The organism is Nostoc sp. WHI, assembly GCF_015714725.1.
Classification (GTDB): domain Bacteria; phylum Cyanobacteriota; class Cyanobacteriia; order Cyanobacteriales; family Nostocaceae; genus Nostoc.
Map to the genome: position 1 here is coordinate 69,837 of NZ_WBKM01000135.1, position 24,453 is coordinate 94,289.

Sequence of the window (24,453 nt, forward strand, 5' to 3'; positions counted from 1 at the left end):
AGTTAATTGAGATGTTAGTGTTAATGGCATAGCTGTATGTTTATTTATCAAGCAGTTGAGAGCTTTTGACTATAGACTAATGACTAATGACCAATGACCCATGACGAATAACTAATGACTAGCAATTTAGAAGCTCAACTTTTAGCACTGCGGCAGTCAGGAGAAAAAGCGATCGCAGCCGCTGATACCCTAGAACGCCTAGAAGAACTCAGAGTGAACTATCTGGGTAAGAAAGGGGAACTGGGGGCACTGTTGCGAAGTATGGGGCAGATGAGCGCAGAGGAACGACCAATAATTGGAGCGATCGCTAATACAGTCAAAGAATCCCTGCAAACTAGTCTAGACCAGCAACGAGTCGCTTTGGAAGCCGCGCAAATCCAGGTACAGTTAGAGGCTGAAACTCTGGATGTAACTATGCCGGGAATTTACAGTCCCCAAGGTCGCATTCATCCCCTCAATGGTATTATCGACCGCGCACTGGATATTTTTGTCGGTATGGGTTACACCGTGGCTCAAGGGCCAGAGATGGAAACAGATTACTACAATTTCGAGGCTCTCAATACCCCCCCTGACCACCCCGCCCGTGATATGCAGGATACTTTCTACCTGCCAGATGGTAATCTTTTACGGACTCATACCTCGTCAGTGCAAATTCGTTACATGGAAAGAGAAGAACCACCGATCCGGGTTGTGGCTCCAGGGCGAGTTTATCGACGAGATAATGTAGACGCGACTCACTCAGCAGTTTTCCATCAAATAGAACTTTTAGCCATTGACGAGGGATTAACTTTTACAGACCTCAAAGGCACAATTAAGGTATTTTTACAAGCAATATTTGGCGAGTTACCAATTCGCTTCCGCGCCAGTTATTTCCCCTTTACTGAACCCTCGGCTGAGGTGGATTTACAGTGGAATGGGCGCTGGCTGGAGGTGATGGGCTGCGGTATGGTCGATCCAAATGTACTTAAGTCTGTGGGTTATGACCCAGAAATTTATACAGGGTTTGCTGCTGGTTTTGGTGTAGAGCGCTTTGCAATGGTGTTACATCAAATCGATGATATTCGTCGCTTGTATGCTAGCGATTTGCGGTTTTTGCAGCAATTTTAGGTAATTGATTCAAAGATAGAATGGGCTAATTGCATAAGTCACTAATTACCCATAAACTTAGGATTACACCGAGAAGCCTGCTTGTTTTGCAGGCTTTTGAAGCTTTTTATTGTTTAGTTCTGACAGTTTAGTTTTGTTTATTGCAGCTTGATGATGATCAAAAGTTAACTGTCTTAGCCTGAAAGATAGAAATAAAAAAATTGGCTAACCTGGCAAAAATTTCCATATTCTCAACAAAATTGGAGTAAAACCATGGGACTTCAGGAAGAAATCGACAAAATGAGACAAGAGATTAGAGCCGATCACTATTCCATGTCTATTGGGGAATGGATCAGCCTATATGAAAATGCAGAAATTGATATACATCCAGAGTTTCAAAGGTTTTTTCGTTGGGATAAGAGTCAAAAGACAAGCTTGATAGAATCAATTTTACTAGGTATACCTATTCCACCAATTTTTGTTTCTCAACGTGAGGATGGAGTATGGGATGTTGTAGATGGTCTTCAAAGATTATCAACGATATATGAGTTTATTGGAAAACTAAAGGATGAAGATAAAAAGCCTCTAGATCCATTGGTTCTTGACAAAACTAAATATTTGCCAAATCTGGAAGGTAAAAAGTGGGAAGATCCATACGATATACCAAATTCTCTAACGCAAGTTCAGAGATTGTTAATCAAAAGAGCAAAGATTGATGCAACTATTCTTCTAAAAGAAAGTGATGAAATTGCAAAATATGAGTTATTTCAGAGATTAAATAATGGGGGATCAATAGCTACTCCGCAAGAGATTAGAAACTGCATTTTAGTAATGTTTAACAGAGAAATGTTCCATTGGGTTAAAAAGTTAAGTCAAAATGAAATGTTTAGGGAGTGTATAGCTTTAAGTGAGAGGCCTATTGAAGAACAATATGATATTGAGCTACTAATCAGGTTTTTAGTGTTCCGTACTCTTGAAGAAAGAGACATGAAAAAAATAGGTAATGATTTAAGTGGCTTTTTGACTGATAAGATGGTAGAAATGGCTAAGAATAAAGAGTTTAATTATACTGAAGAAGAAGCTGCATTTAATAAAACATTTGAAATTTTATATGAACAAATGGGAAGTGATAGTTTTCGTAGATATGCGCCTAACAAAGATAAGTTTTTAGGAGGATTTTTAGTTTCTGCTTATGAGGTAATTGCTTTAGGAATTGGTTACAACTATGAACAGTTATCTCATTCACATATCAATATAAGTGAAAAAGTAAAACAAATTTGGACAAATCCTGAATACACAAATTCTTCAGGCTCAGGTACTACTGCACAGCGAAGAGTACCAAAACTAGTTCCCTTTGGTCGTCAAATGTTTCAGCCATGAAAATACGTACCGTAGAGCAGCTTAGTGATAAGCTGGCAGAAGAACTTGCATGGCGAAAAATAGAACTTTCAGCATTGAAAGCCCTAATTGATTTAAAGTCATTCTCGTCAGGAAAACAAAAGGCATTACTTCGTAGTGGAATCACCATGCTTTATGCTCATTGGGAGGGGTTTATCAAGGTAGCAGCCAATACTTACTTAGAGTTTGTTGCTATGCAGGGTCTTCCTTATAATAAACTTTCCAACAATTTTATAGCATTGGCAATGAAAGATAAGTTGGATCAAGCAAATCAAACAAATAAAGCAACTATATACAATGAAGTCGCAGAATTTTTTATAACAAAACTGACAGAGCGAAGTGTAATAAAATACGAAAATAGAATTGCGACATCTAATTTATCATCATCAGTTTTTAAAGAAATAGTATGTATGCTAGGTTTAGATTACAGTTTATATGAATCAAAAGAAGTACTAATAGATCAAAAATTACTAAAGAAAAGAAATATGATTGCTCATGGAAACTCTCTTGATATAAATGAAGAAGACTATGATGAATTACACGGAGAAATAGTAGCGATAATCGATCTTTTCCGTAATCAGATAGATAATTGTGCGTCTACAAAACAATATTATTGCCAAAGTACATCTATCACATCGCTTTAACATGAAAATAAGCGGCAATCAAATTTAGGCAAACACGGGTTTTCAAGCTAATTGGGAGAGGATTGATGCAATGCAAGATGAAGACATTGATCTTTCTGACATTCCAGAAGTGACTGAAGAACAGATGAAGCAAGCGGTACTGCGGGTTGGCGGAAAACCTACTGAACGGGTTCAACAGCGTGGCAAACGTCTAACGCTTGAGGAATATCTTAAGTATGACGATCGCACGGATAGCCAATATGAACTGGTGGCAGGTGAGTTAGTTGCAATGCCACCCGAAAGCCCAAAAAATGTCCAGATATCTCTCTTTTTGCTAGTCAATTTCCTCAAGTTCGTCCCGTTCAATCGGCTAAGTAACAAAGTTGAAATTGTTGTTGCTGGTTCTCGTGCAACAACTCGCATTCCTGACTTAGTTGTGCTGACGGATGAACTTGCAACAGCCTTAGAAGGTGCAACGCGATCCACAATTACTCTGGATATGCCACCTCCGGCATTAGTTGTTGAAGTTGTTTCTCCTGGCAAAGTTAATGAAAACCGGGACTATCGCTACAAACGTTCCGAATATGCCGCAAGGGGAATTGCTGAATATTGGATTGTTGATCCACAAATAAATGCAGTTACCGTACTGATATTAGTTGACGGGTTTTATGAAGAAACCAGATTTACAGGAAATATTGCGATCGCATCTACCATTTTCCCAGAATTACAGCTAACCGCAGAGCAAGTACTCAAAGCTGGAGAAAGCAATGCGGACGATGCCATTTCTTAGTAAAAATTTAAAATAAAGACAGGCGAAGTAATTGGAGCCAACTTATGAAGGTACAGCACCCCCTATTCTCCCAAGTTGCCTTAGCACAGGACTTACCAGAATACAACCTGAAACGAGGGAATGTTGCAACAATTGTGGAACATTACCCCATGCCTGAAGGGCAAGAGGACGGGTATAGTTTGGAAGGGTTTGATCTGCCCCATGTGACGATCGAAGTACCAGCATCTCAAATTATCCCCATTGCCCAGTGGCAGCAAGAAGAAATGATTTTAGCCAAGTTACGCCAGCTATCTGGAGCGAGGCTATTGCAATTACAAGACTATCTTGATTTTCTCTTGCAAAAAGAAGAGTCTGAACATCAGAGTAGGTTCAAATCTCCCACTTAAGTATTTGGCGAGAAAATCCGCGGCGATCGCATCCCTCGCTCAAACCATTTTCTAGTCTGCCAAACCAACCTGCTGCTGACCATAACTATTGGTAAACTAAAGGCAACGCCAGTTCTGCTGAGTGATTTATTCTATGTTCGCTGAAACTTCCTCACGCTACGTTACCCGTAACCCTGAAATTTTGAGTGGAGAGCCACTTATTATAGGTACTCGGACATCTGTTCGTGCCATTGTCGGTTTGTGGCGGTTGGGGATTATGCCAGAAGAAATCCTGAACCATCTGCCACATCTGACCTTAGCACAAGTGTTTGATGCCTTGAGTTTTTATCTCGATCATCAGGCAGAGATTAATGAATACATTGAGCGAAACCGAATACCTGATAAGTTAATACATCTATCTGTAATTAAAAATATTAAGGTGGTTGGTGAATGACACTAACCACCATTTTGAAACTTTATTTAACTATTCCTGAATGACCGGGGATATCTGCTAAAGGTTCAAATCTCCCACCTAAGTATTTGGCGAGAAACTCCTCTGCGATCGCAAAGAAATGCAAACGATTTTCTGGTCTGGCAAAACCATGTCCTTCATCGCTGTAAAGTGCATATTGCACTGGCAAACCAGCCTGTTGCATTGCATTGACAATTTGATCACTTTCTGATTGTTTCACCCGTGGATCGTTTGCACCTTGACCGATAAGTAAAGGTTTTTGAATCCGGTTAACAAAGAATAAAGGCGATCGCGATTTCAGAAACTCCTCTTCTGTCTCTAAATTACCAACGCGATGGGAAAGCATTGCCTTCATCGGTTCCCAATAGGGCGGTATAGTTTCTATCAGGGTAATCAGGTTACTAGGCCCCACAATATCCACACCAGCAGCAAAGATTTCTGGTGTAAAAGTCAACCCCACTAGAGTGGCATAACCGCCATAAGAACCGCCCATAATCGCAATTTTTTGCGGGTTGGAAATGCCTTGTTCCACTAGCCAGTTAACACTGTCAATCAAGTCGTCGTGCATTTTGCCCGCCCATTCCCGATTACCAGCATTCAAAAATGCTTTGCCATAGCCAGTGGAACCGCGAAAATTGACTTGCAGAACAGCATAACCCCGGTTAGCTAGCCATTGCGTTGTGGCAGAGAAACCCCAAGTATCCCGCGCCCAAGGGCCACCATGAACCAGCAGTACTGTTGGTAGATTCTGGGTAGGTATTCCCACAGGAGTTGTTAGGTAACTGTGGATAGTTAAGCCATCCCGCGCCTCATAAGAAATCGGTTGCATTGAAGCTAACTGCAACGCTTCGAGTTTGGGTTGGTTGCTAAAGAGGAAAGTGCTAGTTTTTGACTCTCTGTTATAGGCATAGTAATAAACCGGCCCATTGTCAGTTCTATAAGCCAGTAGCCAGGTTTTATCTTCCAAGTCGCGGCTAATTATAGAGAATTCCCCAGGACGCACCTTGGCGATTTCCTCAAAATCAACGGCAATACTGCGATCGATTACCTGCCATTCCTGTTTATCTTTGTAGAAAGAAACTGCTTGGATAACTCGTGTCAATGGGTGAATGATTATCCCCACCACATCATACTGTTCATCTTCAGCGATGACGGTTTCTTGACGGGTGTCTAGGTCAACAGCTAGCAGACGTTTGGCGTTTGCATCATGATTGCCTTGAATATAAAGAGTTTTGCCATCAACCGAGAAGCTAACAGAACTCCCTTCCTCTTCTGGCCCCCAGTGGCGGAAAATTTCCCACTGTTTATCTGTCGTTTTCTGCAATAACAAATCGTAACCACCATCGGGTGTACTAGCTGTTGCTGCACGTATCTGGAAATCGGCATCAGATGTCCATTTGATAATATTACCGGGGTTGTCGGTGTCAAACTCCACTGCACCATTTTTTAAGTTGATGCGGTAAACGTCAAACTTTTGGGGATTGTTCAAGTTCAACGCTACCAGTACTTGATCTGGAAATTTGGGTTCCAGTTCCACGAGTTCGGCTTTTACACCCTGGAATGGCGTTAAGTCACGCACAATCTTGGAGTGAATATTAACCAAGTGGAGGTGAAAATTCTCATCACCATCCGAGTCTTGCATATAAATCAACTGGTCGGCGTTATAAGTCCAGAAGAAAATGCGAATACCGCGTTTTTTGTCAGCAGTTAGTATTTGTCCATCTTCTTGTCCTACAGTTCGCAACCATATCTGCAATACATTTTTCTCATCAGGGGCAATATATGCCAAGTGTTTGCCATCAGGCGAGAGTTGTGGGCTGGTTTTTTCGGGATTTCCAAACAGAATTTCACGCGGAATCAGTGGTGGTAGGGAGGGCGCTTGGGCAGATGACATATTTTGATTCTCTACTTGATTACCCTATTGTCACTTGGTAGTGAAAATGACAATTCATCCTATTGGGTGAACCTAGCTAAAAAATAGACGATGGGGCAATGCAGTTGAGTTAAGAAAATTTAGCGTTGCCGAATCAAAAGATAAAATTTTATGTATTAAAATCTAAAACTCCTTATCCTCTGCGCGACGCCAGGTGCTTTAAGTCGGGAAACCCGCCCAACGCACTGGCTCCTCTGCGTGAAAGAAATCATCTTGCAATTATGCAACGCCAAAAATTTATCTGTTGAAGCAGCCTGTTCTTGATCTAGACGAGTTGGGAAGTAAAACACAATAATTTGTAGCTTTAGTTGAGAGAATTGGTATTACAATCAGCGATAAGCAAAACTCGCCGATGAGTCTTTGATACTCGCCGATGAGTCTTTGATACTTGCCGATGAGTCTTTGATACTTGCCGATGAGTCTTTGATACTCGCCGATGAGTCTTTAATACTTGCCGATGAGTCTTTGATACTCGCCGATGAGTCTTTAATACTCGCCGATGAGTCTTTAATACTTGCCGATGAGTCTTTAATACTTGCCGATGAGTCTTTGATACTCGCCGACGAGTCTTTGATACTCGCCGATGCCTCAACAACGTCATGCTAACGCAGCGATCGCTATGACAACATTACTGATAAAATATGCAAAATGCGAGAACTTTACCCAGCAATCAAACTTTATCTAGAAGGTAGTTTACAAGTTTCCGACCTTCATACCATTCATTTTGAAGAGTCAGGGAACCCGCAAGGTCAACCCATCGTTTTGCTGCATGGGGGACCTGGTGGTGGATGTCCAGCTTTTTATCGACAATATTTCCACCCAGAAAAATGGCGGTTAGTGATGTTTGACCAGCGCGGTTGTGGTCAAAGTACCCCCCATGCTGAATTACGAGAAAATACCACTTGGGATTTAGTCAGTGATATCGAAAAACTGCGCCAACATTTAGGTATAGAAAAGTGGGTGGTCTTCGGTGGTAGTTGGGGTAGCACTTTATCATTAGCCTACAGTCAAACCCATCCCTCTCGATGCACGGGGCTAATTCTGCGTGGTATCTTCATGCTGAGGCAAAAAGAGTTACGATGGTTCTACCAAGAGGGTGCTAGCTATATTTTTCCTGATGCTTGGGAAGAATATTTAAAACCGATTGCGATCGCCGAACGTGATGATATGATCGCAGCGTATTACAAGCAGTTGACCAATCCAGATTTAAAAATTCAATTAACAGCAGCGCGTGCTTGGTCAATTTGGGAAGCGAGTACCAGTAGACTTTTCTTAGATCCAGAACTCATGCAAAAGTTTGGTGAGAGTCAATTTGCCTCAGCTTTCGCACGTATTGAATGCCATTACTTTATGAATAAGGGATTTCTGGAAACAGAAGATCAATTACTCTTAAATGTACACCGTATCCGCCATATTCCGGCTGTAATTGTTCAGGGGCGCTATGATATAGTCTGCCCAATGATATCAGCTTGGGAATTACATAGCGCTTGGCCAGAAGCCAAATTTATTGTGGTTCCTGATGCTGGGCACTCGATGAGTGAACCAGGAATTTGTAATGCTTTGATTCAAGCAACAGATAATATTTAATTCTAAAAGGATAGACTCAAATTCCGACTTCTCTAAGAAGTTACGGATCTCATTGTTCACGAATGATTTATGATTCCTATATGCCACCAATAGACCTCTTGCAAAAGTCCTTCTTTTCGCTTTCTTCTTTGCGCCTTTGCGCGGCAGTCACTCATGGGGGAAACCCCCAAGACCGCGCTGCCTTGCCTTTGCGTGAGACAAAAAATTATTTATGCAAGAGGTCTAATGTAACTAACTTTACTGTTTTAGATTTTGGTAGATATATAACGAAGATATTGTATTTAAATCTACTTCTTTATGATCATCCTCATTAGTATTTTTAAACAATACCGTAAACGCACCAGCGCCTAACCTATCTTGAGGAAACATTCGATAACAAGGCATTGTAGTTAAATGAGACTGATATTTTGCTAAATTACTGATTTCCATCGGCTGAAACTGGGGAAAACGTTCCAAAAACCATTCACAAACCTGCTCATTTTCTTCAGGTGAATAGGTGCAAGTCATATAAGCAAGGTAGCCTTGTGATGAAACAAGTTTAGCAGAATTAGCTATAATCCGCTTTTGCCGATTTGCACTCTTATTAATAGCAGTTGGGTGAAAACATCCGGGTGCTTTTTCGCCTTTAGCAAGTAAAGATTGTCCAGTACAAGGAGCATCTACTATCACTAAATTGCTAGAAGATGGTGATATTTCGGCAAATATACTCGAATCTCTATTAACCACTGCACTAGGGTTAATCTGGCAACGTTTTAAATTAGAAATTAACATTCCCAGACGTTTGCCAATTACTTCATTACTGATGAGTAAGTCAGGTTGTAAAGCTTTCCAAGCGAAGATACTTTTACCTCCGGGTGCAGCACACATATCAAAAACTAAACGCACTGACTGAGGAATAGCTAACAAAGTAGTAGCCGCAAACACAGAAGAAAAATCTAAACAATAGAAATATCCTTTCTCATGCAAGGGATGCTTACCGGGTTTTTCTCCCAGGTTTAAACGGTCTATAAATTGTGGTTGCCAATGAGTTGGTGTTTCCACTGTAAAAGGCGAATTTTCTGGCTTTTCTTGACACCAAAGAATACTGGGTAAGAAAGGCTGAGGTTTCAATAAAGCCTCAAGAAATTTTTCTTGTTCATCTAGATTAGTAAATAAGCGCCGCGAGACTTTAAGTAATAAATTAGAAGGTTTTTCCATCTGGATACATAAATAATGTAAATTTTAAATCATCTGTAACCTGACTTTCTTAATTACGAATTACGAATTACGAATTACGAATTACAAATTAATAGTTTGTATCCGAATACAAATCAAACTGTTACACAAGAACAATGTAATTAAGGCTTTTGGCTTCATACTCAAAATATAATGACCGCCATTGCGATCGCAATAGCCAAGCTACCCCACTGCACCGGAGAAAGTCATGTTTTTAGATGATTTTCAGCAAAAATTACGCAAAGAATCACAATCATGGAGAGATGAAGGATTTATTAGTTCTTCGCAGTATGAGCAAATAGCAGAGCGTTACCAATTTAAAAACCTGGAAACTGCTGCACGCGATCGCAATAAAGCGATCGCAATAGGTGTAGGTGGCATACTTTTATGCTTAGGCATAATTATCCTTATAGCAGGAAACTGGCAGGGAGGATCACGAGAAGTCAAGTTTATTCTAATAATAAGTTTGTTTTTTGCGATCGCTATCACTGGTTTTTACACCTGGAGGCAACCTGAAGGCAAGAAGTTGCAACAAAGCAAACGCTCACTGGGAGAAGGATTGCTAATTTTAAGCGCTTTCATTTTAGGTGCAAATTTACTACTGATGGCCCAGATGTTCAACATTGCCGGTTCAATTTCCCAACTTTTTCTCGCCTGGGGGTTGGGTGTTGTAGTGATGGCGTACAGTCTGTCATTGAATTCTTTAGGAATTCTGTCAATTGTCCTTGTTGAAATCGGGTACTGGACGGGACTAGAAGACTTATGGTACTCTTCAGGTGAGTTAACTTGGTCTCGGCTAGTGGTACAGCACATGCCTTTGTCGGCATGGCTGCTGTTTGTACCCTTAGCCTACATCTGCCGCTCCCGTTGGATTTTTGTTCTAGCAGCGTTTCTCTTTGCCAGTTCCTTACAAGCCAACCTCAATCCCCTACCACTGTTGAATTATGCTGATATAGCTCCTTGGGTGGCATCTTTTGCTTTTGCGCTCCCACCTGCTTTATTCTGGAGTTATGATGATCTACTGTTCCCAACTATAAATTACAGATTGTTTCAATCTCTTGCCCGTAATTTAGCATTGGTGAGCTTTGGCATTATCTTTTATGTACTGTCTTTTCGTTGGGTTTGGGAATCTCCAGATTATGGTTATAATCAGCCAACGACTTTGACAAACTTGTTCGAGTCTCTGCCGATTATCGATTTAGGGATTCTCAGTGGCTTGGCGGTATTACAATGGTTGTTTCTACTGCGTCAAAGAAATAATCCTCCGCGCCGCGAAGTGATTTTCACAACTGCTGTCATTAGTACCTTTCTTGTCTTCATTACCTTAGTACCTTTTTGGCATCAAACTATCAGCCGAATTGATGAACTTGGCATTTTTATTTTCAATGTACTTCTAGCAACATTAGCCTGGGGACTAATTCAAGAAGGATTGAAATTAAGTAACAGAAGTTCCTTTTGGGGCGGTATGCTGTTAGTAACACTGCAAGTTATCAGTCGGGTGCAAGAGTATGATACAGACTTACTTTTCAAGTCATTGGTCTTTATCTTGTGCGGTTCTGCTTTAATTAGCGCTGGACTCTGGTTTGAACGCCGCGTACCTGGTGGCTCTAGCTTTGGAAGTAAGAAGTAGTGCAAATTTTAGATTTTGAATTTTAGATTTTGAATTGAATAAAAAATCTAAAATCCAAAATCCAAAATCCAAAATTCTGAAATCTCTGTGCGTCAAAGTTTTTAAAGTTTCTCTGCGTCAGTCCTAATCTCGTTACTTATAACCTCCTCAATACCTCTGCTTTTTAGGACTACGTGTTATGACTAATAGCTCTTCTGAATCTAAAAATAAACCCTTGTCTCCCGAAGCCGAATTTTCCAATAAGGTGACTTTTCGGGATTACTTGATTGCCACTGAACAAAAATCGAATAAGCCCTTACCTTTTTGGCGGTTACTAGTACCCCTGGCGCTGCAAACAGGGCTAATTATGGCAGTACCAGCCCAAGCGCTTTACACAGACATGACGGGCAAGACGGTGATTTTGCAAACCGTGCCTGTAAACCCTAACGATGTGTTGGAAGGTAACACCCTAGCGTTAGATTACAATATATCCCGTACCGCAAATTTGAGCAGACTGGCTGGTTGGCAAACATTAGTCAGCAAAGGTCGTGGAAGTGGCAGACGATTGCCTGAAGGAACGCAGGTATACGTGATTTTACAAGAGCAATTATCTTCTGGCCGTGGTGTTCCTAGAGCTTGGAGACCGTTGCGAGTCAGTAGCGATCGCCCCACAACTCTAAGAGCCAATCAGGTAGCCTTAAAAGGTGTTTATCAGGATGGTTCCATCAATTACGGCTTAGAAACATATTATATCCCAGAAAATCAACGCCAGCAGATTAGGAACGACTTACAAACCCAACGCGCCAGGAGAGGACAGCTGCCACCCATTGTGGTGAAAGCAAAAGTCGATCCACAGGGTAAGGCAGTGCCAATTAGTATGTGGGTGCGCGATCGCAACTATCGTTTTTAAGCTGTTAGGCAAATAAACATTGCATATTTACTCGCAAGTTCGTCCTTTGTCCTGTATAAATACAAATGACAAAGGACGAATTACGTGCAATTTAGACATACATAAGCTTAATCTTCGTGCCGTAAGTGCCATGCCGCACCGCAAGCAGCCCCAGCCCCAGCTAACAAGCCAGTGCTCATACCTTGGATAGTTTTTTGGATTGGGTCTTGGGTTAGACACTCATTTGTAACTTTGCTATCTTGCAAGCAGGTATTACTTTCTGCCCAGCTGGCAGTACCTCCCAAAATTACACCAGTTATACTACAAGAAACAACTAGCAGCAAAAGACGTTGATTTTTTATAACCATAGATAGATGCGTCAAAAATTAAAATAGTCACTAACTATCAACTACTTTACACATCTAGACAGGTAATGTCATCCTAATAGCTATTTTTAACTGTGTTCAATGGCTTTGTTGCATGAAACAGAAGTCAATACTATAGAAGATGGCTTCGAGTTATACAAGGCAATTTGCTCGCTTAACAACGAATCAGCGCGCGATCGTGAATCAATTTTTATTTTTTATTAATTTTGCTACCAGTAAAACCCTATTTCAAGTGTAGTGATATAAAATATACTAAGAATAAATACAGAGAACAACTCAGTTTTTCTCTGTAAGCATCCATTTTTCATATATAAGGAGCGCGTTATGGAATATCTTGCTTATTCCCACATGTTTATTGCCCAAGAAGAGGCATCTGCAAACACCAAATATCATCCTCCTAAATCTTCTAACATAGTTATTACTAAAGAAGAGGCATCTGCAAATACCAAATCTAAATTCAATTGGAAAAAACTTCTTAAATCTTCAGCTTGGTTAGCCTTAGCTGGCGTTGGTGTATTACTTGTTGCCCTCACCCAAATTCAAATGAGTTCGGCTGCATATGTAAAGACTAACGGCAGTTGTCTACGCATCCGAACAGGCCCAAGCACCAACTACTCCTATATAGATTGTGTATCAAATGGCTCAACACTTCCAGCCATTGAAAGGTATGAAAACGGTTTTGCTAGACTTTCTACGGGTAGATACGTTTTTGCCCGATGGATTGGTGATAAACCTAACACTAACAATCTTCCTGTAACTAGACCTGGTGGTGTTGGCGGTTCCGTGATTCTGAATCCTGGTTCTAGAGGTCAACTTGTGAGAGACGTTCAAACAGCTTTAGGCAATCTTAGAGTTGATGGCATTTACGGTCAAGAAACTGTTAGCCGAGTCCGAAGCTTTCAAGCAAGTAAAGGTCTACTTGTAGATGGTGTTGTAGGCCCTGAAACTCGAGCAGCTATGGGTATTTAGAAGTTTACGTTAATAACTTAAACTCTCGTATAGTACGTTATGTTATGAACGAACTATACAAGAGTGCTTTCGCTACATTACGCTGTCGAAGAATGCACCCTAACAAACAGAAATTTTGCAGGCGTTGCATAAATGCGGGATGAATTGAGATTGTTAGCAAAAGGTAAATCTAGATTTTTTGCGCCTTTGCGCCTTTGCGCGAAACAAAATTCATCCCATTAATCAGCAACGCCATTTTGCATTTTGTTTAATGCACATTCCTAAGTTGGAGTTTTTGATGAAAGACCCAAGTAATTTTGCACAATCTCCAAGATGCGCTCTGCTGCATGGCCATCTCCAAAGGGATTAATTGCATTTGCCATTGCTTCATAAGCAGCTTGATCACTGAGTAACTCACTAGCGGCTGCAAAAATATTCTGACTTACAGTTCCCACAAGTTTCGCTGTACCTGCTGCAACCGCCTCTGGTCTTTCTGTGGTGTCTCTCAAAACCAGTACTGGTTTTCCCAAACTGGGGGCTTCTTCCTGCAAGCCACCAGAGTCAGTGAGCAAAAGATGCGATCGCCCAATTGCTCCCACCAATTCGCCATAATCTAAAGGTTCTGTCAAGAAAATTCGGGGATGATTCCCTAAAAGCTCCTGCAAGGGGACTCGCACTGTTGGATTGCGGTGTAATGGTAGCACCAAAGCCGTATCAGGAAACTTATCTAAAATTTGTAAAAATCCCTGAGCGATCGCTTCGAGAGGTTCTCCCCAATTCTCCCGGCGATGAACTGTTGCTAACAAAACGCGATATGATTCCCACTCTAAACCTGGCACATTGCAGACTGTTTGGGTTGCAGCTACATTCAACAGCGCATCAATTACCGTGTTACCCGTCATGTGAATTTCACCCAAAACACCAGAACGGTGCAAGTTTTCCACAGCCCAAGGAGTTGGCGCAAAGTGCAACTGAGTAATTTGAGAAATTAAGCGCCGATTAGCTTCTTCTGGATAAGGATTGAATATATCATTAGTTCTTAACCCTGCTTCTACATGACCGACAGGAATTTTTTGATAAAAAGCTGCCAAAGCTGCGGCAAAAGCCGTGGTAGTGTCTCCCTGCACTATCACTAAATCAGGCTTTTTCACTTGGAATAATGCTTCTAACCCTTGTAAACTGCGGCAGGTAATATCATTTAGAGATTGTTGAGCCTGCATAATTTCCAAGTTATAATCTGCCTTGATGTTGAACAGTTGCATAACTTGCTCAACCATCTCCCGATGCTGTCCAGTTAGAATTACTTGCAACTCAAAATCTGAAAACTTTTGGAAAACCTGAATCACCGGAGCTAGTTTAATCGCTTCCGGACGAGTACCCAAAATAATGCAAACCTGCTTTTTATTAGTCATTAGTCATTAATCATTAGTCATTAGTCAATGGCTATAGTCAATGGTCTATGGTCAATAGTCAATAGTTAACGGTAAATCATCACAGAAACCATAAATATAAAAGCATAAATCACACAAAATATCAAAAAACCCAGCTTAACCGGGCAGATGCACTGTTTGTCGAATTCAACTGTAATAACTACATTTTAATTTCATAAGTAAAATCTCAAAGAGCATGAAAAAACCCGGCTTAACCGGGCAGACGCACTGTTTGTCGAATTCAACTGTGTAAACACTACATTTTAATTTCACAAGTTAAAGGACAAGCAGCGTAAACAGTAGTCTGCATTTGGTCTGCCTCTCCATGCAGCCAGCTTAACCATCTCACTTCCTGAGGATGAATTCCTTTAATAGTTAATACACCCGCAGCAAATACAACTGCCATGACATTAAACATTATCAAAGCGCCTGCTACAAGCAAAACAGCACTAACAGGCATCACAGATTGCAAAACAATTGACAACAGACACCCAACCGTAGCCATCAAAAAAACTAGTGGAAAACCAACAACCAGCAAGCATACTGCCAACGTGAAAGTCCAGATTAAAAAGCTTTTAACCATTAATAAGGAGTGGGTCTTTCCTAGATTAGAGCTTTGAGCAGAAACCATGACTTTTCCTCCCAAGATATAGAGTAAGTTTTAATTTTCATTTCAGTTATGTCTCGTTTTTTGCGAGTAAACTGAATCGTTCATTGATGCTTAAGTATATAAAAAATAATCGGAAAAATGAGCATTTAGTTACTAAAGTTTACAGTTAATTTTTTCTAATCATGAATGGAAAGTTGGGTTTCTATTTGTTCAAAAACTTATTTTCCACATCCCTCTTCAGGTATAGAAGCTAAAAAACATCAGCTTTTAACCTTGATCCCCAAGACATTGCTCCTATTCAACTTAACATTTCTTATAAAAATTATTAGTTTTTCTCATAATTTATAAATGGGCTGAATAAATGAATTGCTAGTATTTGTACTGTTAATTGCTAGCAATTCCTATCAATATCTGGAATAAATTTCTCATTTAGGAGTTAGAATATTTACAGTAAATAGAATGTATTTAAAATTACTTATTTAACTACGGATTTTTACTGAGCCACTTTTATGTCTTACGTGTGTTAAACCAGGTTAGATAAGTTAAAAAATTTCTATAAGTCTTTTAAGCAGCGTAGTTTTAGGACAAAAAGATACAAATTGAGGTGTATGCAATGGATTGATTACCAATTTTTAGATTTTGGATTGGGGAAAGATGATTCTGATTGATGCTTTTTCCCTGATAGGCGAAATCAATTTAAAAGAGGCTCGCACTCCTGTTCAAAAGCCAGCTAACCGCAGATTGCACATTTTGCTAATCTCAAATTCCCAAAGCACATCCCTTCTAAAAGTGCGGCCAATCCAAAATTGATTGACTTCTCGCTAATTCAACTTTTTAACTACCAAATTTGAAGATATATGACAGAATCACAGTCTGCATTAAATTCTAACTCTGCTGCTGGACGTAACCTACCACCAATGCCGCCACCACCGCCAACGCTTAGTACGCAGCGTCAGCCTACACAAACATTGGATATGTCAATGGATAGAAGCACCAACGCGCCTGTTGCAGGTCATCGTCCGGGGACTCCGCCGCCAATACCGAGTTCAGTTAGCCCTAAAAACAGCAGTCCAAAACTCACCTTAGCGCAGTTAATCAGGGAGGCTTACGATCAGGGATATTCTGACCTTCACCTGGGTGTAGGTGAAGTACCCCGCTTCCGCAGCCGAGGAGAAATTCAATCAACGGATTATCCAGAAACGGATAAAGAAACTTTGATGAATTGGTTGCGAGAGGTGATGAGTGAGGCAGAAATTCAACGTTTTGAAGAACACTTAGAATTTGACGGAGCAACTCAGTACGACTTTGTTCGTGTGCGGATCAACGTCTTTGGCTCCCTGAAAGGGGCAGCAATGGTGTTGCGGTTGATTCCTCTGAAGATATTAACTATGGAACAGTTGAATTTACCCCCAGTTTTCCGGGATATTTGCCATCATCATAAAGGTTTAATTTTGGTGACTGGGCCCACTGGTTCTGGTAAGTCCACCACAATGGCAGCGATGGTTGACTACATCAATAAGGAGATGGCTAAACATATCATCACTATTGAAGACCCGATAGAATTTGTCCACCAAAGCCGCAAGTCTTTAGTCAAACAGAGAGAAGTGGGAATGCACACCCGAAAATTTGACAACGCTTTGAAAGCAGCTTTGCGGGAAGATCCAGATTTGATTCTGGTAGGGGAAATGCGGGATAAAGAAACAGTTAACACCGCCCTAAAAGCGGCTCAGACTGGTCACTTGGTCATGGGAACCCTGCACACTAATAGCGCTGTCAAAACTATTGAGCGGATTCTCAATCTCTACTCTGGTGAGGAACAGGATGCAATGCGGGTGGCAATTTCTGAGTCTTTAGTAGCAGTAATTGCCCAAGGCTTATGCCGCACAACTGATGGTAAGCGGGCTGCTTTCCACGATGTGCTGATAAATACTGAGGCTATTAAAGAATGGATCAAAGATGGTAAGTATGATGAAATTGGCGAGTTGATGAAACAAGCCGGTTTTGACGGGATGATTACGATGAATCAGTCGTTGCTAAATCTGTATCAAGATGGTCGCATTACTGAAGAAACTGCTTTAGAAATGTCACCAACTCCTAATGAAATGGCGCAGTTTCTCCGAGGTCGAGTTTAAGATTGGGGGGAATACGATTCGCTTAAGATCCCCCCGCCTGCGGCGACCCCCTTAAAAAGGGGGTGAAAGAGGGTTATAAGCCTCTCTTAAAAAGGGGGCTTTTAAGATTCCCCCATTTTGAAGGGGGATCAAGCTTTCAAGTTTTCAGTGTGTAATATCATGTCCGCTTAATCACTTACGATATGTCATTGCGAGTGTAACGTAGTGGAATGAAGCAATCGCAAGGGTTTGGAGATTGCTTCTCTACGAGACGCTCCGCGAACACGACCTTCGCAATTGACTTGTGTTCAACCGGACATGATATAAGTCTTGACCAAATATCTTTGTGTTCCTGGTTGCGGTTATAGCTAAGGTAAAAGGTAAAAAGAGAATTCTTTACTTTTTAGTTTCCTAACCTCCGTGACTAACTTGACAACAAACAAACTATCTAGACCCCAGTTGTTTAAAGGCATTGCGCTATTTACACCTGGAGGAGATTTAATTTACTGTATCGACCCTAGTAAGCAAGGTCGATGGCATTTACATTTGTGCTCTGCTTTGCAGGAAATTCTCGATTTACCAGAGCCACCGCATTTTTTAGTGCCTTGTTATACTGCGACGATTGACCACTGGTTAGATCCGCGCACTCAACAAGTGAGAACTTTTGCTGAAGCTTATCCGGCTGTAATCAGACATCAAGCTTTGCTGAATGCCATTTTTGGTATAGAGGAGTTAGTATGGCAAGCTGCTCCCTGGCAGGAGGGGTTGTGCGATCGCATGGTGTTAACAACTTATCGCTCCTCATTTGGGCAGCTTTGGGAGGATCACGACTTAATTGTCCGCTTAGACCTTTCTGAACCTGTGCCAAAATACCACCAGCCTGTAATAGTACAAAAAGAGCAAGTAACAACACAAGGCTATGTGCTTCGCTTGTTTGTTGCAGGACATAGCGGCACCACTGAACGCATTCTCCAGAATCTACACGAATTGTTAGAGCGATCGCTGGGACATCCTTATACTTTGAAGGTAATTGATGTTTTAACTCATCCAGAACAAGCAGAAATTAATCAGGTTTCTGCTACTCCTACCCTTGTCAAAGTTTGGCCCCACCCAATTCGGCGAATTGTTGGAGAGTTGGATCATGTAGAAAAGATTTTACAGATGTTAGCTGTTAAGGAAAAATTTTAAGATTATTGGGAGTGCGAAGGCGTAGCTCAGTCCAGGCGATCGCTCTCAACTCAGCTAGGTACAGCTTGGCGTAAAACTGTGGCTGATTGAGGGTTGAAAGTCAAATGCAGAGGGGCGCAGAGTGTACGCAAAGGTTTGATAAGCGGTGATTGTTTTAGCTAAGACTTTATGAAAGCCTGTATTAAACTCATTGATATTGATAATGAGCCGCTTTGTAATCAGACTAGTTTTTTTTGCCAAATGCGCGGATGGGTAGGTGTTGGTGAGAGGGTGACTACAAAAATGGCTGAATTGCCGTATATGCAAGCATTTAACGGCTGTAGCATCTTTAAACGATCCGCGCACCTTATGTGGACTGGGTTTCAGCTATTTACATCTAGCGCAATTACAATTCCTTGTGTTATGATTTGTTCATCCGCGCTACTGAACCTTGAAAACCATATAATACAAGGCTTTCAAACGCCAGCCATTGCAATTAACCAAAATCCCTATTAGGGATTGAAACCCGCCCACGACGACGGGTTATTTACTTTTTACATTGCAATTAACCAAAATCCCTATTAGGGATTGAAACATCTATCAGTATTTCTGCCTCTTCCAGTGATGGAAATTGCAATTAACCAAAATCCCTATTAGGGATTGAAACAGAAAACGATAGGTTTTTCCTTGAAGATCCAAAATATAATTGCAATTAACCAAAATCCCTATTAGGGATTGAAACTCACCATCAGCACCCGCACAGTGTAGTCACTGGCATTGCAATTAACCAAAATCCCTATTAGGGATTGAAACGGATTCAGGTAAGTTGCAGCCAACAGCAGAAGCGCTATTGCAATTAACCAAAATCCCTATTAGGGATTGAAACAGACCAACTGCCAATAAATCTGATTTTTTAATAATTGCAATTAACCAAAATCCCTATTAGGGATTGAAACGTTAAAAAACAAAGTCTCGCTGACGGATTAACCCATTGCAATTAACCAAAATCCCTATTAGGGATTGAAACTAAATTACCAATAGTTTATCATGCTCAGTCCCCATCCAAAATTGCAATTAACCAAAATCCCTATTAGGGATTGAAACGTTATTCTCACCATTCTACTCTCGATTCCTCAAGTATTGCAATTAACCAAAATCCCTATTAGGGATTGAAACTTAGAGTTGCTAGCGGTTCCCGCTTTATTAGCGATATTGCAATTAACCAAAATCCCTATTAGGGATTGAAACGAGAGCAAGGTAATCGAGGCTAAAAAACAGGCTATTGCAATTAACCAAAATCCCTATTAGGGATTGAAACAAATCATCCACCATTAAGGTGTATTCAGTTCCTACGGATTGCAATTAACCAAAATCCCTATTAGGGATTGAAACAAGTCTAGTTGCGTAGTCAATAAATCGTCAAAGGATTGCAATTAACCAAAATCCCTATTAGGGATTGAAACATACTTGCTGAGGCACTGCATCGCAACCATGTAAGATTGCAATTAACCAAAATCCCTATTAGGGATTGAAACTAGTGCTTGATTTGCGGTATTGTTGGCACTTGAATTGCAATTAACCAAAATCCCTATTAGGGATTGAAACATTTGTCCATCAACATTTCGTTTATTTTGCCTGGCTTCAATTGCAATTAACCAAAATCCCTATTAGGGATTGAAACTTTTGAAGCGATAACCCCACCCGTAGGAGGACATCCTATTGCAATTAACCAAAATCCCTATTAGGGATTGAAACAGCCATTACCGATTTCCCGCTACCTGCTTTACCCTCGAATTGCAATTAACCAAAATCCCTATTAGGGATTGAAACATCGAACCTGTTATCGTAAGCGGCGATGTAATAGAATTGCAATTAACCAAAATCCCTATTAGGGATTGAAACAATCTTCAATCCCTTGGCACCCACTTGCTTTTGAATTGCAATTAACCAAAATCCCTATTAGGGATTGAAACAGGGAATACGACACTTCGGAACTCAAAACCATCTCATTGCAATTAACCAAAATCCCTATTAGGGATTGAAACTGGAATATTTGCCAAGTGCCTATCGCTGTAGGCGTGTACTGCGGGAATTGCAATTAACCAAAATCCCTATTAGGGATTGAAACGGCAATACGAGTTCCACAACTCCAACAATTACTTTAGATTGCAATTAACCAAAATCCCTATTAGGGATTGAAACAAAGTACTGCACTGTCTAACTACCTTCTCGCTATATTGCAATTAACCAAAATCCCTATTAGGGATTGAAACGCATCCACAATTCCACCTGCTGCTGACACCATTGAATTGCAATTAACCAAAATCCCTATTAGGGATTGAAACAATGGCTTTGGTGATTTTACCATCGGTAAAGGTTGCATTGCAATTAACCAAAATCCCTATTAGGGATTGAAACGCCCCAACTTCATCATCATTGAAAATCCTACAGATTGCAATTAACCAAAATCCCTATTAGGGATTGAAACTAGTAAACCTAATTGTTCTAGGGTTCCTACTTCTAATTGCAATTAACCAAAATCCCTATTAGGGATTGAAACTTGATAGCACGGCAGAATTCCGTACTTTTATATTGCAATTAACCAAAATCCCTATTAGGGATTGAAACCTCAGAGTACCGTTGCTGGCATTAAAAATCCCTTTATTGCAATTAACCAAAATCCCTATTAGGGATTGAAACATCAGAACGAGTTCATCGTACCAACCCCAGAGTTGTCAAATTTGAGTTATGAAAACTATCGAAACTTAGCTATAAGTTCCTGCTGTCTCATTCGTGACCTTAACAAGTTCTGGCTCGATATCATCTATCTTATTAAACTCTCCAGCCCGCCAGCTATCTGTTATGTCCTTAATAAAACTGGCAATAGGTATTGCAATTAACAAACCTAGTACTCCTCCCAACTTTGCCCCCAGCAGTAAAGAAATCACCACCCACACTGGATTTAAGCCAGTCAAATTGCCGAGAATACGAGGTGCAATAACATTAGAATTAACTTGGTCGATCGCAACAGCAACACCTAAAACTTCTACTCCTAGCCAAAAGTTTTGCAACGCCACCAATAGACTAACTATGGCAATACCTACCCCCGTACCAAAAGGAAACAGAGAAAACAAGCCAATGCCAATGCCAAAAAGTAAAGCCAAGGGAACTTGCAGCGCCAAAAACGCTAGTGTAATTGTCACCCCTAACACAGATCCCAATGTTGCTTGACCGATAAAGTAATTCTGGAAATCCTCTCTCAGTGATTGCCTTACTTTTGAGCCAATGTTAGCAGGGAACCACTGAAAAACTCCGTCCCAAAGACGTTTGCCGTTCAATATTAGATAGATAGTCAGCACCACCGCCAGCAGCACGTTGACTACAATACCAATGGTATCGACGGCAAAACCGAGAATTCTACCGGTGAAGGACTGGAGTTGGTTAGATAATCGTTCCAGAACTTGAGTAAATAAACCACTTAAATTGATGGGAAGCTGTTGTTGACTTAATGCCCAATCCTGGAAAGTTTGCAGCTGCTGAGTCCCAGAATCAATCCAACTGGGCAAAATATTAGCTAGCTCATTCAGCTGTTGTAGAATCAGGGGAACCAAGGTGATGCCTAAAGCCACTAAAATCACCACAGTCAAAAGCAACACTCCCCCGATCGCTAAGTTGCGTTTTACGCCTTGTTCTTGGAGAAACTGGATCGGATAGTTCAATACAAAAGCCAGTAGGATGGCGGCGGCAATAATGCTGATTAGGGGTTGAAAATACTGTATAACCTGGAGCAATAACCAGCCGTTGAGAATGGCAATGGGAAATGCCAATCCTATATTTAACCATCGCGGCAGTTTGTTTGCTGATTGCATTAATGCTGACTCCACAAGAATTTTAACTTTATCAGGACTTACGCAAACAATAATCGAAAAGAATGAATTTTCTTCTTAGGGCAATTCAGGAATTGCCCCAGAGGGCGTGTAGTTTTGCGTAAATCTTATTTTGAGTTAAGGGCGGGCGAGATGCCATTGGTGTCAACTTAAGCCAAAATCCCTTTTAAACCTCGTTTCTAGCCTCTGGCTAGAAATGCTGCTCATCGGGCTGCGGCCGCAAGTCTTGAGGCGGCAGCCCTCCCGTTAGGCATTCCCAGTCGGAGACTGGGAACGAGACACTTTAGCTAACAGTGAGTTTCTTTGATTAGGTCTGTTGATTTGTCTTCATAAAATCCAATATAATTTGCTGATGCATATAACCCAAAGGTCGCACTTCGCCAGCGTTTTGCGAATAACATTTACCTTGGTGAATATCTTCTGGGGTAAAGAATCCCATGTCCCAGCCTTCATTCAGAACCAGTTGATTTAATTCCACCAAAAGCGGCGCGTGAAAGACATGACGGATAACTTTTTCATCGGGATAACAGCCAAATTCAACAAAGGGTGGTAGTACATAGCCTATTTCTTCTAATATTTCTCGCTTTACTGCTACATCTGGCGTTTCACCGGGTTCGAGATGACCGCCAAACAGCGCCCAGTACCCAGGGTAGAGAATACCAGGAATATTATCCCGCAGTTGCATGAGAAATTTGTTTTCTTGGTAGAGAATTGCGATCGCTACATGCAGTGGTTGATTGGTCATAAATTTTGATTTATTTGGCTCTTCTATGTTGTAATTATTACTCTTCTTCTAAATAAACTTCTCCCAATTCTTTGCCAGCTAAGGGGATACTTCGGTAGCGAACTTTACCCTTAATTACTACTTGCGATCGCTCGCCCAGATCCTTTTGATTGGTGACAACCCAAATCTTGCCAGTTGAGTCATTAATTTCATAAGCCCACTGCTTTATCAAGGGAGCTTGCTTTTCTACCTTACCTTGGATGTAAACTATAGCCTGATTGTCTTGTTCTGGTTTAATTTCTCGAATTGGAGTGACATTAGTGCCAATTTTCAAGTTACTCCCGCTCAAGCCAGAAGGTGTCAAACTACCACAACTACAAAGTCCCACCACCAAAAAAAAAGTAAACCCCAGGCGGTAGGAAACAATGCTGTGTCCGTACAATAACGAAAGAGACAAATTTCTCGCTTGTTGCATGAAAGCCACCGATTGAGCAAATTTTTGGGTCACTGCTTGCTTTGTCGCCAGTTTAATTAGGTCAGTTCCCATCTATATTATTCTCTTCGGTTTCAGAAACACACTCTCAATGTAATGGGGCATTGAAAAACTCTTCTCTACCCCCCCCAGTTTTAGAGTGCCCATCCTCGCAAGAAAGCTTCGCCGTGAAAGAATCTTGGGCGCGATCGCTTGAGTAAAAAAGAGTGGAGTTTTTATACTTCAGGACTTACGCAAACAATAGCCGAAACCTTGATTTTCAGGTAGGGGCAATTCATGAATTGCCCCTACAGCGTGTAGTTTTGCGTAAGTCCTATACTTGTTCACGAGTATCAAAGGTGGATGAACGGAGTTAAAAGACTCGTTAATGAGTATCAGAGGTGGATGAATGGAGCTAAAAGACTCGTTAATGAGTATCAAAGGTGGATGAACGGAGTTAAAAGACTTGTTAATGAGTATCAGAGGTGGATGAATGGAGTTAAAAGACTCGTTAATGAGTATCAAAGGTGGATGAACGGAGCTAAAAGACTCGTTAATGAGTATCAGAGGTGGATGAATGGAGCTAAAAGACTCGTTCATGAGTATCAAAGGTGGATGAATGGAGTTAAAAGACTCGTTCATGAATCTTAATTTATACAAGTTATAGTTATAAATCATTCTCCTCTGCACCCACTACCCTCAATACGGTTCGGTTAAGGCAAGAGACGCGATAAATCGCCGTCTCTACAAT

General features: G+C 40.9%; 22 protein-coding genes and 1 CRISPR repeat array. Of the genes, 13 read left to right on the plus strand and 9 right to left on the minus strand.

Annotated elements, in window-relative coordinates; translation table 11 throughout:
* Window positions 1-114 precede the first annotated feature (114 nt).
* The 6 genes from pheS (at window position 115) to F8S12_RS13630 (ending at window position 4,716) form a co-directional block, all read left to right on the plus strand.
* Entirely contained in the window at window positions 115-1,107 is a 993-nt protein-coding gene (gene pheS / locus F8S12_RS13605; RefSeq protein ID WP_196516799.1) for a phenylalanine--tRNA ligase subunit alpha, read from the plus strand.
* 252 nt (window positions 1,108-1,359) lie between these two features.
* Window positions 1,360-2,466 carry a DUF262 domain-containing protein gene (locus tag F8S12_RS13610; protein ID WP_196516800.1) on the plus strand — a complete coding sequence of 369 codons (1,107 nt, stop codon included), beginning with the start codon at window positions 1,360-1,362 and terminating at the stop codon, window positions 2,464-2,466.
* Window positions 2,463-3,128 (plus strand): MAE_28990/MAE_18760 family HEPN-like nuclease, encoded by a 666-nt coding sequence (locus tag F8S12_RS13615; RefSeq protein WP_196516801.1) that lies wholly within the window; start codon window positions 2,463-2,465, stop codon window positions 3,126-3,128. Before F8S12_RS13610 ends, F8S12_RS13615 begins: the two co-directional genes overlap by 4 nt.
* 124 nt (window positions 3,129-3,252) lie before the next feature.
* Window positions 3,253-3,897: a Uma2 family endonuclease gene (locus F8S12_RS13620; protein WP_196516820.1), complete on the plus strand. Its 645-nt coding sequence runs from the start codon at window positions 3,253-3,255 to the stop codon at window positions 3,895-3,897.
* 44 nt (window positions 3,898-3,941) lie between these two features.
* Complete coding sequence (locus F8S12_RS13625; protein ID WP_196516802.1) at window positions 3,942-4,283, plus strand: DUF4926 domain-containing protein; 342 nt, start codon at window positions 3,942-3,944, stop codon at window positions 4,281-4,283.
* 133 nt (window positions 4,284-4,416) lie between these two features.
* Window positions 4,417-4,716: a DUF433 domain-containing protein gene (locus F8S12_RS13630; protein ID WP_196516803.1), complete on the plus strand. Its 300-nt coding sequence runs from the start codon at window positions 4,417-4,419 to the stop codon at window positions 4,714-4,716.
* Window positions 4,717-4,738: 22 nt separating this feature from the next.
* Here the strand turns inward: F8S12_RS13630 and F8S12_RS13635 are convergent, their stop codons facing one another.
* A complete protein-coding gene (locus tag F8S12_RS13635) occupies window positions 4,739-6,628 on the minus strand; it encodes a S9 family peptidase (protein WP_196516804.1) in 1,890 nt (629 codons plus the stop codon).
* A 399-nt stretch (window positions 6,629-7,027) separates the two neighbouring features.
* Here F8S12_RS13635 and F8S12_RS13640 point away from each other — a divergent pair, with 399 nt between their 5' ends.
* Both F8S12_RS13640 and pip read left to right on the plus strand, forming a co-directional pair.
* The gene (locus F8S12_RS13640; protein ID WP_196516805.1) at window positions 7,028-7,273 is read left to right on the plus strand and encodes a hypothetical protein; all 246 of its coding nucleotides are present in this window, start codon (window positions 7,028-7,030) and stop codon (window positions 7,271-7,273) included.
* Between the two features lie 42 nt (window positions 7,274-7,315).
* Window positions 7,316-8,254, plus strand: a complete 939-nt coding sequence (gene pip / locus F8S12_RS13645; RefSeq protein ID WP_196516806.1) for a prolyl aminopeptidase — start codon at window positions 7,316-7,318, stop codon at window positions 8,252-8,254.
* Window positions 8,255-8,491: 237 nt separating this feature from the next.
* Here the strand turns inward: pip and F8S12_RS13650 are convergent, their stop codons facing one another.
* Window positions 8,492-9,451 (minus strand): RsmB/NOP family class I SAM-dependent RNA methyltransferase, encoded by a 960-nt coding sequence (locus F8S12_RS13650; RefSeq protein ID WP_196516807.1) that lies wholly within the window; start codon window positions 9,449-9,451, stop codon window positions 8,492-8,494.
* A gap of 226 nt (window positions 9,452-9,677) precedes the next feature.
* Between F8S12_RS13650 and F8S12_RS13655 the strand changes: the two genes are divergently transcribed.
* Window positions 9,678-11,099, plus strand: coding sequence for a DUF2157 domain-containing protein (locus F8S12_RS13655; protein WP_196516808.1), 1,422 nt, complete (start codon window positions 9,678-9,680; stop codon window positions 11,097-11,099).
* Window positions 11,100-11,277: 178 nt separating this feature from the next.
* On the plus strand, window positions 11,278-11,988 hold the full coding sequence (locus F8S12_RS13660) for a GDYXXLXY domain-containing protein (protein ID WP_196516809.1): 711 nt from the start codon (window positions 11,278-11,280) through the stop codon (window positions 11,986-11,988).
* A gap of 107 nt (window positions 11,989-12,095) precedes the next feature.
* Here the strand turns inward: F8S12_RS13660 and F8S12_RS13665 are convergent, their stop codons facing one another.
* Window positions 12,096-12,335: a hypothetical protein gene (locus F8S12_RS13665; RefSeq protein WP_196516810.1), complete on the minus strand. Its 240-nt coding sequence runs from the start codon at window positions 12,333-12,335 to the stop codon at window positions 12,096-12,098.
* Window positions 12,336-12,677: 342 nt separating this feature from the next.
* Here F8S12_RS13665 and F8S12_RS13670 point away from each other — a divergent pair, with 342 nt between their 5' ends.
* Window positions 12,678-13,322, plus strand: coding sequence for a peptidoglycan-binding domain-containing protein (locus tag F8S12_RS13670; RefSeq protein ID WP_196516811.1), 645 nt, complete (start codon window positions 12,678-12,680; stop codon window positions 13,320-13,322).
* Window positions 13,323-13,582: 260 nt separating this feature from the next.
* Here F8S12_RS13670 and wecB read toward each other — a convergent pair whose 3' ends face one another.
* Window positions 13,583-14,713 (minus strand): non-hydrolyzing UDP-N-acetylglucosamine 2-epimerase, encoded by a 1,131-nt coding sequence (wecB, locus tag F8S12_RS13675; RefSeq protein ID WP_196516812.1) that lies wholly within the window; start codon window positions 14,711-14,713, stop codon window positions 13,583-13,585.
* A gap of 274 nt (window positions 14,714-14,987) precedes the next feature.
* Complete coding sequence (locus tag F8S12_RS13680; RefSeq protein ID WP_196516813.1) at window positions 14,988-15,362, minus strand: hypothetical protein; 375 nt, start codon at window positions 15,360-15,362, stop codon at window positions 14,988-14,990.
* Between the two features lie 836 nt (window positions 15,363-16,198).
* On the opposite strand from F8S12_RS13680, the gene F8S12_RS13685 reads away from it, so the two are divergent.
* Together F8S12_RS13685 and F8S12_RS13690 are read left to right on the plus strand one after the other, a co-directional pair.
* On the plus strand, window positions 16,199-17,473 hold the full coding sequence (locus F8S12_RS13685; protein WP_196516814.1) for a type IV pilus twitching motility protein PilT: 1,275 nt from the start codon (window positions 16,199-16,201) through the stop codon (window positions 17,471-17,473).
* A gap of 399 nt (window positions 17,474-17,872) precedes the next feature.
* Window positions 17,873-18,640 carry a circadian clock KaiB family protein gene (locus F8S12_RS13690; protein WP_196516263.1) on the plus strand — a complete coding sequence of 256 codons (768 nt, stop codon included), beginning with the start codon at window positions 17,873-17,875 and terminating at the stop codon, window positions 18,638-18,640.
* Window positions 18,641-19,108: 468 nt separating this feature from the next.
* Window positions 19,109-21,319: direct repeats of the CRISPR family, unit length 37 nt; unit sequence ATTGCAATTAACCAAAATCCCTATTAGGGATTGAAAC.
* Window positions 21,320-21,384: 65 nt separating this feature from the next.
* Here F8S12_RS13690 and F8S12_RS13695 read toward each other — a convergent pair.
* The 4 genes from F8S12_RS13695 to F8S12_RS13710 form a co-directional block, all read right to left on the minus strand.
* Complete coding sequence (locus tag F8S12_RS13695) at window positions 21,385-22,488, minus strand: AI-2E family transporter (protein WP_196516264.1); 1,104 nt, start codon at window positions 22,486-22,488, stop codon at window positions 21,385-21,387.
* A 325-nt stretch (window positions 22,489-22,813) separates the two neighbouring features.
* Window positions 22,814-23,251 carry an NUDIX hydrolase gene (locus tag F8S12_RS13700; RefSeq protein ID WP_196516265.1) on the minus strand — a complete coding sequence of 146 codons (438 nt, stop codon included), beginning with the start codon at window positions 23,249-23,251 and terminating at the stop codon, window positions 22,814-22,816.
* Window positions 23,252-23,288: 37 nt separating this feature from the next.
* Window positions 23,289-23,777: a hypothetical protein gene (locus tag F8S12_RS13705; protein WP_196516266.1), complete on the minus strand. Its 489-nt coding sequence runs from the start codon at window positions 23,775-23,777 to the stop codon at window positions 23,289-23,291.
* A gap of 168 nt (window positions 23,778-23,945) precedes the next feature.
* Complete coding sequence (locus F8S12_RS13710) at window positions 23,946-24,344, minus strand: hypothetical protein (protein ID WP_196516267.1); 399 nt, start codon at window positions 24,342-24,344, stop codon at window positions 23,946-23,948.
* Window positions 24,345-24,453: the final 109 nt, after the last annotated feature.